The organism is Streptomyces sp. WAC05292 (assembly GCF_003949955.1).
In the GTDB taxonomy this organism is placed as follows: Bacteria; Actinomycetota; Actinomycetes; order Streptomycetales; family Streptomycetaceae; genus Streptomyces; species Streptomyces globosus.
Genome location: NZ_RPSE01000127.1, coordinates 1 through 14,989, shown reverse-complemented (window position 1 = coordinate 14,989; position 14,989 = coordinate 1). Strand labels below are relative to the sequence as shown.

The 14,989-nt window shown below is 71.9% G+C and carries 13 protein-coding genes; 10 read left to right on the top strand and 3 right to left on the bottom strand.

The window, feature by feature from the left end; translation table 11 throughout:
• Positions 1–134: 134 nt before the first annotated feature.
• The gene (locus EF903_RS16090) at positions 135–1,007 is read right to left on the bottom strand and encodes a L,D-transpeptidase family protein (protein WP_125543918.1); all 873 of its coding nucleotides are present in this window, start codon (positions 1,005–1,007) and stop codon (positions 135–137) included.
• Between the two features lie 181 nt (positions 1,008–1,188).
• Between EF903_RS16090 and EF903_RS16085 the strand changes: the two genes are divergently transcribed.
• The 10 genes from EF903_RS16085 (at position 1,189) to EF903_RS16040 (ending at position 12,679) form a co-directional block, all read left to right on the top strand.
• Positions 1,189–2,769 (top strand): methylmalonyl-CoA mutase, encoded by a 1,581-nt coding sequence (locus tag EF903_RS16085; RefSeq protein WP_125543917.1) that lies wholly within the window; start codon positions 1,189–1,191, stop codon positions 2,767–2,769.
• 44 nt (positions 2,770–2,813) lie between these two features.
• Complete coding sequence (gene leuE / locus EF903_RS16080) at positions 2,814–3,476, top strand: leucine efflux protein LeuE (RefSeq protein ID WP_125543916.1); 663 nt, start codon at positions 2,814–2,816, stop codon at positions 3,474–3,476.
• A gap of 262 nt (positions 3,477–3,738) precedes the next feature.
• Entirely contained in the window at positions 3,739–4,983 is a 1,245-nt protein-coding gene (locus EF903_RS16075) for an amidohydrolase (protein WP_125543920.1), read from the top strand.
• A 219-nt stretch (positions 4,984–5,202) separates the two neighbouring features.
• Positions 5,203–6,258 (top strand): BMP family protein, encoded by a 1,056-nt coding sequence (locus EF903_RS16070; RefSeq protein ID WP_125543915.1) that lies wholly within the window; start codon positions 5,203–5,205, stop codon positions 6,256–6,258.
• Positions 6,259–6,355: 97 nt separating this feature from the next.
• Entirely contained in the window at positions 6,356–8,077 is a 1,722-nt protein-coding gene (locus EF903_RS16065) for an ABC transporter ATP-binding protein (RefSeq protein WP_399420970.1), read from the top strand.
• The gene (locus EF903_RS16060) at positions 8,074–9,189 is read left to right on the top strand and encodes an ABC transporter permease (protein WP_125543914.1); all 1,116 of its coding nucleotides are present in this window, start codon (positions 8,074–8,076) and stop codon (positions 9,187–9,189) included. Before EF903_RS16065 ends, EF903_RS16060 begins: the two co-directional genes overlap by 4 nt.
• Complete coding sequence (locus EF903_RS16055; RefSeq protein WP_125543913.1) at positions 9,186–10,451, top strand: ABC transporter permease; 1,266 nt, start codon at positions 9,186–9,188, stop codon at positions 10,449–10,451. Before EF903_RS16060 ends, EF903_RS16055 begins: the two co-directional genes overlap by 4 nt.
• On the top strand, positions 10,448–10,846 hold the full coding sequence (locus EF903_RS16050) for a cytidine deaminase (protein WP_125543912.1): 399 nt from the start codon (positions 10,448–10,450) through the stop codon (positions 10,844–10,846). The genes EF903_RS16055 and EF903_RS16050 overlap by 4 nt, the downstream gene beginning before the upstream one ends.
• Before the next feature lie 93 nt (positions 10,847–10,939).
• On the top strand, positions 10,940–12,217 hold the full coding sequence (locus EF903_RS16045; protein WP_125543911.1) for a thymidine phosphorylase: 1,278 nt from the start codon (positions 10,940–10,942) through the stop codon (positions 12,215–12,217).
• Between the two features lie 120 nt (positions 12,218–12,337).
• Positions 12,338–12,679 (top strand): STAS domain-containing protein, encoded by a 342-nt coding sequence (locus tag EF903_RS16040; RefSeq protein WP_125543910.1) that lies wholly within the window; start codon positions 12,338–12,340, stop codon positions 12,677–12,679.
• On the opposite strand, the gene EF903_RS16035 is transcribed toward EF903_RS16040, so the two are convergent.
• Together EF903_RS16035 and EF903_RS16030 are read right to left on the bottom strand one after the other, a co-directional pair.
• Complete coding sequence (locus EF903_RS16035) at positions 12,593–13,597, bottom strand: sigma-70 family RNA polymerase sigma factor (RefSeq protein WP_125543909.1); 1,005 nt, start codon at positions 13,595–13,597, stop codon at positions 12,593–12,595. The genes EF903_RS16040 and EF903_RS16035 overlap by 87 nt on opposite strands.
• Positions 13,598–13,776: 179 nt before the next feature.
• A partial coding sequence (locus EF903_RS16030; RefSeq protein ID WP_148142526.1) for an MFS transporter occupies positions 13,777–14,989 on the bottom strand: 1,213 nt, incomplete at its 5' end.

Genomic DNA, 14,989 nt, shown 5'->3' with positions numbered 1-14,989 from the left:
CCGCCGGTCGGCGCCGGAGCCCCCGCCTCCGGGCCCCGCCCGCGGGCAGCGAAAAGCCCGGGCGCCGGCAGGGCCGGCACCCGGGCTCGTGTCAGCGGGCCCCCGGCGCGGGGGCTCCGGCGCCGACCGGCGGATCACCAGTAGACGACGACCTTGTCGCCGACCTTCACCTGGTCGAACAGCGCGGCGATCTTGCCCTTGTCGCGGACGTTCACACAGCCGTGCGAGGCGCCGTTGTAGCCGCGCGCCGCGAAGTCCGCCGAGTAGTGCACCGCCTGGCCGCCGCTGAAGAACATCGCGTACGGCATCGGCGTGTGGTAGATCGTCGACGTCCAGTCCTTCGCCTTCCAGCCCACGCTGAACTCGCCCTCGCGGGTCGGCGTGTTCTCGGAGCCGAAGCGGACGTCCATCGTCGAGATGATCTTTCCGTCGATCATCCAGGCGAGGGTGCGGCTCTCCTTGGAGATGCACATGACCCGGCCCTGCATGCAGCGCGGGTCCGGCGCGTCCGCCTCGTTGACCTCCGGCGGGCGCAGCTCGTCGGCGGTGGGCTTCTTGCTCATGGCCTGGATCTTCTTCCAGGTGGCCGCGTCGACCGAGCCCGTCGCGGGCAGGCCGTTCCTGGCCTGGAAGGACTTGACGGCGGAGGTCGTCTTGGAGCCGTAGAAGCCGGTGGGCTTCACCGACATGAGCTTCAGCTGCTTCAGGCGGGCCTGGAGCTCGCGGACCTGCTCGGTGTCGTCGCCGTTCGCCATGATCGCCTTGACCGTCGGGGACGGCGAGGCCGAGGCCGACGGGGACGCCGACTGCGACGCGGACGGCGAGGGCGACGCCGCCTTGCCGTCGTCCGAAGGCGAGGCGGCGGGCGACGGGTCCGCAGCGGACGTCGAGGGCACCGCCGACGCGGCACCGGCCGGCGCCGACTCCGACGGTCCGCACGCCGTCGCGGCGAGCGCGACGGCGACGGCCGCGCCGAGCGCGCGGACTATGGCTTTCTGGCGGTGCATGGCTGTCCCCCCGGGATTTCTGCTTCGTGTACCTAGGTGATGCCTGGCGGGCGTGGAGAGTTGCACACGCGGACGGGATGTTGCGCCATTGTGACCAGCGGCCGTCAGGGGACGGCCGCAGCCGTCGCGGGGAAGGTTGTATCAGCCCCGGGGCCCTTTGCTCCACGGAGGGGTTGGTCACATGGCGAGCACCGAGAGCGGAAATCCCATCGAACCGGTATACGGGCCGCGGGACCTGACGGGATGGGATCCGGAAGTCAAACTGGGCGAACCGGGAGCGTATCCGTACACAAGGGGGATTTACCCGACGATGTACACCGGCAAGCCGTGGACCATGCGGCAGTACGCCGGCTTCGGGACGGCCGCCGAGTCCAACGCCCGCTACCGCCGGCTCATCGACGCCGGCGGCACCGGCCTGTCCGTCGCGTTCGACCTGCCCACCCAGATGGGCCACGACTCCGACGCCCCGCTCGCCCACGGCGAGGTCGGCAAGGTCGGCGTGGCGGTCGACTCCCTCGACGACATGCGGACCCTCTTCGCCGGGATCCCCCTCGACCGGGTCTCCACCTCGATGACCATCAACGCGCCCGCGGCCCTGCTGCTGCTCCTGTACCAGCTCGTCGCCGAGGAGCAGGGCATCGCCGGCGACCGGCTCACCGGCACCGTCCAGAACGACGTCCTCAAGGAGTACATCGCCCGCGGCACCTACATCTTCCCGCCCGGGCCCTCGCTGCGGCTGACCGCGGACACCTTCCGGTACTGCCGCGCCGAGATCCCCCGCTGGAACACCATCTCCATCTCCGGCTACCACATGGCCGAGGCCGGGGCCTCACCCGCGCAGGAGGTCGCCTTCACCCTCGCCGACGGCATCGCCTACGTGCGGACCGCGCTGGCCGCCGGGATGCGCGTCGACGAGTTCGCCCCCCGGCTGTCGTTCTTCTTCGTCGCCCGCACCACCCTCCTGGAGGAGGTCGCCAAGTTCCGGGCGGCCCGGCGGATCTGGGCGCGCGTCATGCGCGAGGAGTTCGGCGCCCGCGACCCGAAGTCGCAGATGCTGCGCTTCCACACCCAGACGGCGGGCGTCCAGCTGACGGCGCAGCAGCCAGAGCTGAACCTGGTGCGGGTGGCCGTCCAGGCCCTGGCGGCCGTCCTCGGCGGGACGCAGTCCCTCCACACCAACTCCTTCGACGAGGCGATCGCCCTGCCCACCGAGAAGGCGGCCCGGCTGGCGCTGCGCACCCAGCAGGTCCTCGCCCACGAGACCGACGTCCCGCACACCGCCGACCCGTTCGCCGGGTCGTACGCGGTGGAGCGCATGACGGACGAGGTCGAGGAGGGGGCCCTCGCGCTGATGCGGCGCGTGGAGGAGCTCGGCGGGGCGGTCGCCGCGATCGAGGCCGGCTTCCAGAAGGCGGAGATCGAGCGGAACGCCTACCGCATCGCCCGCGAGACCGACGCGGGCGAGCGGGTCGTCGTCGGCGTCAACCGCTTCGCCCTCGACGAGGAGGAGCCGTACGAGCCGCTGCGCGTCGACCCCGCCATCGAGGACCGGCAGCGGGAGGCCCTCGCCCGGCTGCGGGCCGAGCGCGACGGCGCGGCCGTGGAGGCGGCGCTCGGCGCGCTGCGCCGGGCGGCCGAGGGCACGGACAACGTCCTGTACCCGATGAAGGAGGCGCTGCGCGCCCGCGCGACCGTCGGGGAGGTGTGCACGGCCCTGCGCGGGGTCTGGGGAGCCTACGAGCCCCCCGGTTCCACATGGTGAAACACCCGGCGCGACAGCAGTGAACCTGTGGAACACTCCTGCCCATGCTGGGCGTCACCGACCTGCCGACCTATCTGGCCGGCCTCCTCCTGATCATCCTGCTGCCGGGGCCGAACTCCCTCTACGTGCTCTCCGTCGCCGCACGGCGCGGCGTGCGCACGGGGTACAAGGCCGCCGCCGGCGTCTTCACCGGCGATGCCGTCCTCATGACGCTGGCGGCCGCCGGCGCCGGGGCGCTGCTCCAGACCAGCCCCCTGCTCTTCGGCGTCGTCAAACTGCTCGGCGCCGGCTACCTGACCTGGCTCGCCGTCGGGATGCTGCGCGGGGCCTGGGCGCTGTGGCGGTCGCGGGCCGAGCGGGACGGGGCCGGGGCGGTGGAGCCGCAGCCGCTCGGGGAGGCCGCCGCCGAGCGGGAGCGGCCGTACCGGCGGGCCGTCCTGATCAGCCTGTTCAACCCGAAGGCGATCCTCTTCCTGGTCTCCTTCTTCGTGCAGTTCGTGGACCCCGGCTACGCCTACCCGGCGCTGTCCTTCCTGCTGCTGGGCGCCCTGCTCCAGCTGGGCAGCTTCCTCTACCTGACGCTGCTGATATTCGGCGGCACCCGCCTGTCGGCCGCCTTCCGCCGCCGGCGGCGGCTGAGCGCCGGCGCGACCTCCGCCGCGGGCGTCCTCTTCCTCGGGTTCGCGGCCAAACTCGCGACGGGGTGACGGCCGGGCCGACCACCGCCCCGGCGTGCCGTGCGATCGGCCGAGACGCCGTCAGCTTCCCGTCCACGCCCGTCCACATACCCCCGTACGCCGTGGCGGTCCGGGCGGCCACCGGGGCCGGGTGAGCGCGCGAGTTTACCCCTGGGTGCAACCGGTCATGCGTCCAGAGGCTTGGTTTTTTTCCCCTGACGGCATGAACTTTTCCTGATCTCCATCCAGTTGGACCATTCGTGCGCCTACCCTTCAACGGGTGAACCAGTTGATGTCCCGCGAGTCCCAGACCGTCCTGCCCGGTGTGCCCTCCCAGCCCGAGCTGCCGGGGAAGCTGCCGGATCACCTGCGTGCCGAACTGATCGCCTTCCGCCGGGACTTGCACATGCACCCCGAGCTAGGACACCAGGAGTTCCGCACCACGGCGGCCATCAAGGCCCGACTGGAGGAAGCCGGCCTGCGCCCACGCGTCCTGGCGTCCGGCACCGGGCTGGTGTGCGACGTGGGCACCTGGGACGGCGGCCGGCCGATGCTGGCGCTGCGTGCGGACATCGACGCCCTTCCCATCCCCGACGCCAAGACGCACGTCCCCTACCGCTCGACGGTCCCCGACCGGGCCCACGCCTGCGGCCACGACGTCCACACGGCGGTCGTCCTCGGCGCCGGGCTGGTGCTCGCCGAGCTCGACCGGCAGGGGGTGCTGCCCCGCCCGGTGCGGCTGCTGTTCCAGCCGGCGGAGGAGGTGCTGCCGGGCGGGGCGACCGACGCCATCGCCGCGGGCGTCCTCGACGGCGTCGGCAAGATCATCGCGGTGCACTGCGACCCCCGCGTCGACGCCGGGAGGATCGGCCTGCGGACCGGCGCGATCACCTCGGCCTGCGACCGGCTGGAGGTCACCCTGGAGGGGCCCGGCGGCCACACCGCCCGGCCCCACCTGACCACCGACCTGGTGACGGCCGCCGCGCGGGTCGCGGTCGACCTGCCGGCGGTGGTGGGGCGCCGCATGGACGCCCGCTCCGGCATGTCGATCACCTGGGGGAGGATCGAGACCGGGCACGCCTGCAACGTCATCCCCATGCGCGCGGAGCTGTCCGGGACCATCCGCTGCCTCGACATCAACGCCTGGCACGAGGCCCCCGACCAGATCCACGCCGCGATCGACGAGATCGCCTCGCTACACCGCGCCAAGTCGGAGATCACCTACGTGCGGGGCGTCCCGCCGGTCGTGAACGACCCGGCCGTCACCGAGCTGCTGCGCGAGTCCATGACCGCCCGGTGCGGGGCGGCGTCCGTCGAGGGCACCGAGCAGAGTCTCGGCGGCGAGGACTTCTCCTGGTATCTGGAGCACGTCCCGGGCGCGATGGCCCGCCTCGGCGTCCACCCTCCGGGCGGCTCCGTCAAGAAGGACCTGCACCGGGGCGACTTCGACGTCGACGAGGACGCGATCGCCGTCGGAGTGGAGTTCTTCACGGCCGCGGCCCTGCTCGACGGCCGCCGCGCAAGTGCGATCGGCTAGAAATCTTTACCTCATCTGAGCGGCGCGCGGCACACCTGTCCAGCCCTTGATACACAAGGGCTGGACGCCTCCGCAGTCACCAACCGGTCACTGTCCGGTTCGCGACGATCCGATAACGACTCCTGAACGGGCTCTTAACTGACATCTACGCGCGTTACGATCGCCGCGAAACCAGCGCCGGTCATGGCGCTTTCGGTCAGGTTTTGAAGGAGCCTCCCCTTGCGCCGGATCACCAGGATCGCCACCGTGGGCATCGCGTCCGCGGCGCTGGCCCTCTCGGCCACCGCCTGTGGCGGAAAGAAGTCGTCCGACTCGGCCTCCTCCACGGAGTCGGGTCAGAAGTCCGCAGCCATCGCCTACGACATCGGCGGCCGCGGCGACCAGTCCTTCAACGACGCCGCCTACGCGGGTCTGGAGAAGGCCGAGAAGGACCTCCAGATCAAGGGCGCGGAAGCCGAGCCCACCGAGGGCGAGAGCGAGGCCGACAAGGTCCAGCGCCTCACCGAGCTCGCGCGCAAGGGCCACAACCCGGTCATCGGTGTCGGCTTCGCGTACGGCGCCGCGATCGAGAAGGTCGCCCCGAAGTTCCCGAAGACGACCTTCGGCCTCATCGACGACGCGTCGAAGACCGGCCCGAACATCGCCAACCTGGTCTTCAACGAGGAGCAGGGCTCCTACCTGGCCGGCGTCGCCGCCGCCAAGGCCTCGAAGACCGGCACCGTCGGCTTCATCGGCGGCGTCGAGGTCCCGCTGATCAAGAAGTTCGAGGCGGGCTTCACCCAGGGCGTCAAGGACACCAACCCCAACGCCAAGGTGCTGTCGACCTACCTGAGCCAGCCGCCGGACTTCTCCGGCTTCGCCAAGCCCGACCTGGGCAAGGCCGCCGCCAAGGGCCAGCTCGACAACGGCGCCGACGTGATCTACGCCGCCGCGGGCCTCGCCGGCTCGGGTGCGATCGAGGCCGCCGCCACCGCCGGCAAGTGGGCCATCGGCGTCGACTCCGACCAGTACAACCAGGCCGGCCTGGCCAAGTACAAGGACAAGATCCTGACCTCGGTCACCAAGGACGTGTCCGGCTCCGTGTACAACCTGATCAAGTCCGTGCAGGACGGCTCGCCGCAGTCCGGCGAGGTCCGCTACGGCCTGGACAAGAACGGTGTCGGCCTGGCCGACTCCAACCCGGAGTACAAGAGCATGGCCGAGCTGCAGGCCGCGGTGGAGAAGGCCAAGGCCGACATCATCGCCAAGAAGATCAACGTCAAGACCGCGCCGTAAGGCCTACCCTGACGTGAGGTAAAACGGTCTCCGGGGTCCGGGAAGCGGTCTCACCGCTCCCGGGCCCCGAGCCGCGTTCCGTGATCCTTGTGGCCGCATGGCCGCAAGTTTTCACTTCCGACAGTGCTACGCGCGTAGAGGCATCGTGGACGCGATACCTTCTCCCCCCGCCCTGTCCCCCCGCCACACCGGCTTCCAGCTCCTTCCGCGCCAAGGAGAGTGCGTCATCAACGCGTCCAGCCCCCCCGCCGTAGAACTGCACGGCATCACGAAGCGTTTCCCCGGCGTCGTCGCCAACAAGGACATCGCCATCACCGTCCGCAAGGGCACGGTCCACGCCCTCATCGGTGAGAACGGTGCCGGCAAGTCGACCCTGATGAAGATCCTCTACGGCATGCAGAAGCCGGACGAGGGCACCATCGCCATCGACGGGGAGCAGGTCTCCTTCAACAACCCGGGCGAGGCCATCGCCCGCGGCATCGGCATGGTGCACCAGCACTTCATGCTCGCCGACAACCTCACCGTCCTGGAGAACGTGGTCCTCGGCGGCGAGAAGCTGTACGGCATCGGCGCCAAGGCCCGCAAGAAGATCCTGGAGATCTCGGACGCGTACGGCCTCGGCGTGCGCCCCGACGCCCTCGTCGAGGACCTCGGCGTCGCCGACCGCCAGCGCGTGGAGATCCTCAAGGTCCTCTACCGCGGGGCCCGCACCCTCATCCTCGACGAGCCGACCGCGGTGCTCGTGCCGCAGGAGGTCGACGCGCTCTTCGACAACCTGCGCGAGCTCAAGGCCGAGGGCCTGACGGTCATCTTCATCTCGCACAAGCTGGGCGAGGTCCTGAAGGTGGCCGACGACATCACGGTCATCCGCCGCGGCACCACCGTCGGCACCGCCGACCCGAAGACCGCGACGACCAAGCAGCTCGCCGAGCTGATGGTCGGCAGCGAGCTGCCCTCGCCGGAGACCCGCGAGTCGACGGTCACCGACGTCCCCATGCTGAAGGTCTCCGACCTGCGGCTGGCCGCCACCGACCCCGACGGCGTCGTGCGCGAGGTCCTCGCCGGGATCGACTTCACCATCCACAAGGGCGAGGTCCTGGGCATCGCCGGCGTCGAGGGCAACGGCCAGACGGAGCTCATCGAGGCCCTCATGGGCATGTCCCTCCCGGACGGCGGCACGATCACGCTCGACGGCAAGGACATCTCCGCCACGCCGACGCGCAAGCGGCGCGAGGGCGGCATCGGCTACATCCCCGAGGACCGCCACCGCCACGGCCTGCTGCTGGAGTCCCCGCTGTGGGAGAACCGCATCCTCGGCCACGTCACCGAGCGGCCCAACTCCAAGCGCGGCATCCTCGACCCGAAGGCCGCCCGCAAGGACACCGAGCGGATCGTGCGCGAGTACGACGTGCGCACCCCCGGCATCGACGTGACCGCGGCCTCGCTCTCCGGCGGCAACCAGCAGAAGCTGATCGTCGGCCGCGAGATGAGCCACGACCCGAAGTTCCTCATCGCCGCCCACCCCACCCGCGGTGTGGACGTCGGCGCGCAGGCGCAGATCTGGGACGCCATCCGCGAGGCCCGCCGCGAGGGCCTGGCGGTGCTCCTGATCTCCGCCGACCTCGACGAGCTGATCGGCCTGTCCGACACCCTGCGCGTCATCTACCGCGGCCGCCTGGTCGCGGACGCCGACCCGGCGACGATCACGCCGGAGGAGCTCGGCACCGCCATGACGGGTGCCGCCCGCGGCCACCTGGAAGCCACCGACAACCCTTCCGCCGCTGCCGACGGTGACACGACGGAGGACGAGGCCCGATGAAGAAAATCGACAAGGACCGGCTGCTGCTTGCGGCCGCCGGCCCGGCGCTCGCTCTGGTCAGCGCCTTCGTACTGACCATGATCGTGCTGGCGGCCTCGGGTGTGAACCCGATCGAGCCGCTTCAGATCATGGTGGAGCAGGCGAGCTACGAGGACGTCCAGGTCCTGATCCTCAACCAGGCGGGCATCTACTACCTGGCGGCCCTGGCCGTGGCCATCGGCTTCCGGATGAACCTCTTCAACATCGGTGTCGACGGCCAGTACCGCCTCGCCGCGATGGTCTCGGCCGTCGTCGGCGCCGCGGTCACGCTGCCCGGTCCGCTGCACATCCTGATGATCGTGGCCGTGGCCATGCTCACCGGTGCCTTCTGGGCCGGCATCGCGGGCGTCCTGAAGGCCAAGCGCGGCGTCAGCGAGGTCGTCTCGACGATCATGCTGAACGCCATCGCCACCGCGCTGATCGCCTGGCTGCTCCTGCCGAAGAACCTGGGCGTCCAGGTCGAGGGCTCCAACGACCTCACCACCGGCAAGATCGCCGAGTCCGGCTGGTTCCCGCCGCTGACCATCGGCGACGGCCTGGAGATCTACGGCTTCACCTTCGTCGCCTTCGCCCTGGGCATCGTCTACTGGTTCGTCCTCAACCGGACCCGCTTCGGCTTCGACCTGCGCGCCACCGGCGCCAGCGAGTCCGCCGCGCAGGCCTCCGGCGTCGACGCCAAGAAGATGATCATGACGTCGATGCTCATCTCCGGCGCGGTCGCCGGCCTGACCGGCATGCCCCTGCTGCTCGGCGAGTCGCACACGTACAACCTGTCCTTCCCCCTCGGCATCGGCTTCACGGGCATCACCATCGCCCTGCTCGGCCGCAACCACCCGGTGGGCATCTTCTTCTCCGCCCTCCTGATCGCCTTCATCGACAAGGCTTCCGCCGGCCTCGACACCGCCGGCTACGCCAAGGAGATCGGCACGATCATGCAGGGCCTGATCGTGATCGCGGTCGTCGTCAGCTACGAGCTCGTGCGCCGCTACGGCATCCGCCGCCAGCAGCAGAAGGTCGGCGAGGAGCTCGCCGCCGGGCACGCCATCAAGACCGACAAGGAGGTCGCGGCGTGAGCACCAGCACCGTTTCCGCGACGAGCGCCGCGCCCAAGAAGGGCGGCGGACGCCGCAAGCTCACCCTCCCCTGGATCCTGCTGATCATCGCGGGCGGCCTCGCCCTGATCTCGCTGGTCCGGGTCATCTCCGGAGCCGACGACCTGACGTCCGTCGGCCAGATCTCCGGCGCCCTCCAGCTCGCCGTGCCGATCGCCCTCGCGGGCCTCGGCGGCCTGTGGGCCGAGCGCGCGGGCGTGGTCAACATCGGCCTCGAAGGCATGATGATCCTCGGCACCTGGTTCGGTGCCTGGGCCGGCTACCAGTGGGGCCCCTGGACCGGTGTGGTCATGGGCCTCGTCGGCGGCGCCCTCGGCGGCCTGCTGCACGCGATCATCACCGTGACGTTCAACGTCAACCACATCGTCTCCGGTGTGGCGGTCAACATCCTGGCCATCGGCTTCACCCAGTACCTGTCGAACTTCACCTTCGACGAGGCCCCCGGCGGCTCCTCCAAGCAGTCCCCGCGCATCGAGCCCATCACGGAGATCACCATCCCCGGGCTCTCGGACTGGCTGGCCACCCTCCAGGCCAAGCACTGGTTCTTCGTCTCCGACGTCGCCGGCGTCCTCGGCGGCCTGTTCACCAACCTCTCGCTGCTGACCGTCGTCGCGCTGCTCCTCATCCCCGCCACCTGGTGGGTGCTGTGGCGCACGGCCTTCGGCCTGCGGCTGCGCTCCTGCGGTGAGAACCCGATCGCCGCCGAGTCCCTCGGCGTCAACGTCTACAAGTACAAGTACATCGCCGTGATCGTCTCCGGTGCGATGGCCGGCCTCGGCGGCGCGTTCCTCGCCATCGTCTCCACCGGCATCTACCAGGAGGGCCAGACCGGCGGCCGCGGCTACATCGGCCTCGCCGCGATGATCTTCGGCAACTGGATGCCGGGCGGCATGTCCCTCGGCGCGGGCCTCTTCGGCTTCACCTACAGCCTCAAGCTGCGCGGCGGTGCCGAGAACGTGCACGCGATGCTGCTGCTGCTCGCGATCCTCCTCGTGGCCGTCGTCGTCTGGCAGCTGTACAAGAAGAAGCACGTCCAGGCGGCCATCTCCGCGGCCTGCGCGGCGGGCCTGTTCGTCTGGTACACCCTGACCGACGCCGTCCCGAGCCAGTTCGTCGACGCGGCCCCCTACGTGACGACGCTGTTGGTCCTGGCGCTCTCGGCACAGCGCCTGCGGATGCCGAAGGCGGACGGCATGCCGTACCGCAAGGGCCAGGGCAAGTGACCACGGAGCCCCACGCCGACTGGGAGGCCCTGCGGGCGGCCGCCCGGGACGCCATGTCCCGGGCCTACGCCCCCTACTCCGGCTTCCCGGTCGGCGCCGCCGCCCTCGCGGACGACGGCCGCACCGTGACCGGCTGCAACGTGGAGAACGCCAGCTACGGACTCGGCCTCTGCGCCGAGTGCGGCCTGGTCTCCGCCCTGCAGGCCACGGGCGGCGGCCGGCTGACGCACTTCACCTGCGTCGACGGCAGGGGCGATGTGCTCGTCCCGTGCGGCCGGTGCCGCCAGCTGCTCTTCGAGTTCGGCGGTCCGGAGCTGCTCGTGGACACCCCGAAGGGGATCCTCCCGCTCGCGGAGATGCTGCCGCAGGCCTTCGGGCCCGACCACCTGAGATAACCGTGCCGACGGCCCTTCGCCCCGCGGGGCGGAGGGCCGTCGTACTCCCGCGGACCACACACACCCCTCTATGCGCGTAGAAGGAAGCACCACATGGACGTCATCTCCGTCATCCGCACCAAGCGGGACCGCGGCGAGCTGAGCCCCGAGCAGATCGACTGGGTCATCGACGCCTACACCCGCGGCGTCGTCGCCGACGAGCAGATGTCGGCGCTGGCCATGGCCATCCTGCTCAACGGCATGAACCGGTCCGAGATCGCCCGCTGGACCGCCGCGATGATCGCCTCCGGCGAGCGGATGAACTTCGACTCCCTCTCCCGCCCGACCGCCGACAAGCACTCCACCGGCGGCGTCGGTGACAAGATCACCCTGCCGCTCGCCCCGCTCGTCGCCGCCTGCGGCGCGGCCGTCCCGCAGCTCTCCGGCCGCGGCCTCGGCCACACCGGCGGCACCCTGGACAAGCTGGAGTCCATCCCCGGCTGGCGCGCCCTGCTCTCCAACGAGGAGATGCTGCACGTCCTCGACACCACCGGCGCCGTCATCTGCGCCGCCGGCGACGGCCTCGCCCCCGCCGACAAGAAGCTGTACGCCCTGCGCGACGTCACCGGCACCGTCGAGGCCATCCCGCTGATCGCCTCCTCGATCATGTCGAAGAAGATCGCCGAGGGCACCGGCTCGCTCGTCCTCGACGTGAAGGTCGGCTCCGGCGCCTTCATGAAGAACATCGAGGACGCCCGCGAGCTGGCCTCCACCATGGTCGCCCTCGGCACCGACAGCGGCGTCAAGACCATCGCCCTGCTCACCGACATGTCCACCCCGCTCGGCCTGACCGCCGGCAACGCGCTGGAGGTCCGCGAGTCCGTCGAGGTCCTCGCCGGCGGCGGCCCCGCCGACGTCGTCGAGCTGACCGTCGCCCTGGCCAAGGAGATGCTGGACGCCGCGGGCATCAAGGACGCCGACCCGGCCAAGGCCCTCGCCGACGGCTCCGCCATGGACGTCTGGCGCCGCATGATCCAGGCCCAGGGCGGCGACCCGGACGCGGCCCTGCCCGTCGCCCGCGAGCAGCACGTCGTCACCGCCCCGGAGTCCGGCGTCCTGACCCGCCTCGACGCGTACGCCGTCGGCGTCGGCGCCTGGCGCCTGGGCGCGGGCCGCGCCCGCAAGGAGGACCCGGTGCAGGCCGGCGCCGGCATCGAGCTGCACGCCAAGCCGGGCGAGCAGGTCACCGCGGGCCAGCCGCTGATGACGCTGCACACCGACACCCCGGAGAAGTTCGACTACGCCCTGGCCTCGCTGGAGGGCTCGTACGACATCGCCCCGGCGGGCACCGCGTTCACCGCGAACCCGATCGTCCTGGACCGCATCGCCTGATCCCGGACCGTCCGCCGCGGAGCGGGCGGGGCAGGCGCCGCGCGCGTCCGCCCCGCCCGCTCCCGCATGTCCGGGCCGTGCGGTGCGATGAGTTCCGGCGGCCCCTGCGGTCCTACCGGCATGACGAGACCGACGCTGGCCCTGACCGGGCCCGACGTGGCGCCGGGAGGCGCACCGGCCGCCTGCCGGCGGCTGGCCGAGCTGTACGGGGCGGGGGCCGCCGCCGTGGTGTGCGACCTCGGCGGGACCGGGCCGCCGGGCCTCGGGGCCGTGGACACCCTGGCCCGGCTGCGGCTGACCGCCCGCCGCCTCGGGCGGGGCCTCGCGGTGACCGGCGCCGGGCCCGAGCTGCGGGCCCTGCTCGCCCTCGCCGGGCTAGGGGAGCTCCTCGGGGAGGCCGAACAGCGGGAACCACCGGCCGGTGTCGAGGAAGGCGTTGAGCCCCGTGATCCGGCCCCCTGACACCTCCAGCACCTGGAGCGCCCACGGGACGTGCCCCGGCCGGCCGTCCTGCCGCGGCCGGTACTGGGCGAAGGCGGGCAGCCCGTTCGCGGTCGTCGGGACCAGGCGGGAGCCCTTGCAGCCGATGCCCTGGTTCAGGTGCCAGGCGGCGATGTCCTCGGGGCCCCGCAGCCACAGGTCGTACGGCGGCATGGACAGCACCGCGTCCTCGTGGAGCAGCGCGGTCAGCCGGGTGATGTCGTACGCCTCGAACGCGGACAGGTACCGCTCCAGCAGCCGGACCTGCTCGGCGTCCAGCGGGTCCGCGGCCTCGCTGTCGCGGACCGGCCGGGCGGAGAGGGTGGCCCGCGCCCGCTGGAGCGCGCTGTTCACGGACGCGGTGGTGGTCTCCAGCAGCGCCGCGACCTCGTCCGCCTTCCAGGCCAGCACCTCCCGCAGGATCAGCACGGCCCGCTGCCGGGGCGGCAGGTGCTGGAGCGCCGCCACGAACGCGAGGCGGACCGACTCCCGGGCCAGCGCCGCCTCCGCCGGGTCGGCGGTCTGCGGCAGCACCCGCGCGTCGGGGACGGGCTCCAGCCAGGTCACCTCCGGCCGCTCGTTCAGCACCGCCGAGGCCTGGTGCTGCGGCGAGGTCAGGTCCATCGGGCGGGCCCGCCTGCTGCCCGCGCTCAGCAGGTCCATGCAGACGTTGGTGGCGATGCGGTAGAGCCAGGAGCGCAGCGAGGAGCGCCCCTCGAACTTCGCGTAGCCGCGCCAGGCCCGTACGTACGTGTCCTGCACCGCGTCCTCCGCGTCGAACGCGGAGCCCAGCATCCGGTAGCAGTAGCCGGTGAGCTCGACCCGGTAGCGGTCCAGGGCCGCGTCCAGGTCCTCGCGCGCCCCCGCGGGGGCGGTGGTGAGATTGCCGGTGTCCGTCATGTGTGCCGCTCCCCCTGCTCGGTCCCGATGGGGTGGAACCTACCCGAGGGGTCCGACACCCGCAGGGCGAGCGGTGCGGGAGCCCGCCGGGACGGCCCCGGAGAAGAGGGGGCGGGCCCCGGGGGATCGCCCGGGGCCCGCCGCGCGTCCCCGCACGGACGCGTTCGCCGGAAGGTCTGTCAGCGGGCGGCGGCCGCCCGTACCGGCAGGCGCCGCTCCGCGCGGGCGGCGTGCGAGCCGTACAGGGTGATCGAGACGACGCCCAGCACGGCCAGCAGCGCGATCGCGGCCGTCGCCGCCCAGCCGCCCGCGTGGTAGGCGAGGGCGCCGAGGGTGCCGCCCGCGCTGGAGCCGAGGTAGTACGCGGACTGGTACAGCGCGGAGGCCTGCGCCCGGCCGGTGGAGGCGGTGCGGCTGACCGCCGCCGACGCCACGGCGTGGCCGGCGAAGAAGCCCGCGGTGATCAGCACCAGTCCGGCCAGGACGGCGGCCAGCGCGTCGGCGAGCGAGAGCAGCAGGCCGAGCGCGGTGGTGGCCACGGCCAGGTAGAGCGCCCCGCGCCGCCCGACCCGCGCCACCAGGGCGCCCGCGGCCGCGGAGGACGCCGTACCGACCAGGTAGATCAGGAAGACGGAGCCGACGACGCCCTGGCCGAGGGAGAACGGCTCCTCGACGAGCCGGTAGCCGATCACCGTGTACACGGCTCCGAAGACGGTCATGAACAGCGCGCCGATCCCGTACAGCCGCAGCAGCAGCGGGTCACGCAGGTGGCGGGCGACCGCGGCGCCCACCGCGCGCGGGGCGAGCGGCGCCGGGCGGAAGAACCGGGCCCGCGGCAGCAGCACCCGGTAGGCGGCGGCGCAGGCCAGCGCGAGCAGGCCGACGGTCAGCAGGCCGGCCCGCCAGCCCCACGCCTGGGCCGCCCAACCGGTCGCGATGCGGCCGCTCATGCCGCCGATGGAGTTGCCCGCCACGAACAGGCCGATCGCACCGACCAGCGCCTTCGGCTCGACCTCCTCCGCCAGGTACGCCATCGCCGAGGCGGGGACGCCGGCGATCGCCGCGCCCTGGACGGCCCGCAGCACGACCAGCCACTCCAGGTCGGGGGCGAACGGCACGAGCAGGCCGACACCGACGGCGACCGCGAGGGACACCGTCATCAGCCGGGTCCGCCCGAACCGCTCGGACAGCGCGCTCAGCGGCAGGACGAACAAGGCGAGTGCGCCGGTGGCGGCGGAGACGGTCCAGCTGGCCTGACCGGCCGTCACCCCGAAGCCGTCCGAGATCGCCGGCAGCAGCGCCTGGGTGGAGTAGAGGAGGGCGAACGTCGCGAGTCCGGCGGCGAAGAGCGCGAGGCTCATCCGGCGGTAGCCGGGGCGGCCGGGGGAGTGG

Coding starts and splice junctions, on each gene's coding strand:
- EF903_RS16075 (WP_125543920.1), top strand. CDS start 3,739: ATGTCCCGCGAGTCCCAGACCGTCCTGCCCGGTGTGCCCTCCCAGCCC.
- EF903_RS16090 (WP_125543918.1), bottom strand. CDS start 1,007: ATGCACCGCCAGAAAGCCATAGTCCGCGCGCTCGGCGCGGCCGTCGCC.
- EF903_RS16085 (WP_125543917.1), top strand. CDS start 1,189: ATGGCGAGCACCGAGAGCGGAAATCCCATCGAACCGGTATACGGGCCG.
- EF903_RS16035 (WP_125543909.1), bottom strand. CDS start 13,597: ATGACGGACACCGGCAATCTCACCACCGCCCCCGCGGGGGCGCGCGAG.
- EF903_RS16045 (WP_125543911.1), top strand. CDS start 10,940: ATGGACGTCATCTCCGTCATCCGCACCAAGCGGGACCGCGGCGAGCTG.
- EF903_RS16040 (WP_125543910.1), top strand. CDS start 12,338: ATGACGAGACCGACGCTGGCCCTGACCGGGCCCGACGTGGCGCCGGGA.
- EF903_RS16060 (WP_125543914.1), top strand. CDS start 8,074: ATGAAGAAAATCGACAAGGACCGGCTGCTGCTTGCGGCCGCCGGCCCG.
- leuE (WP_125543916.1), top strand. CDS start 2,814: ATGCTGGGCGTCACCGACCTGCCGACCTATCTGGCCGGCCTCCTCCTG.
- EF903_RS16065 (WP_399420970.1), top strand. CDS start 6,356: ATGGCCGCAAGTTTTCACTTCCGACAGTGCTACGCGCGTAGAGGCATC.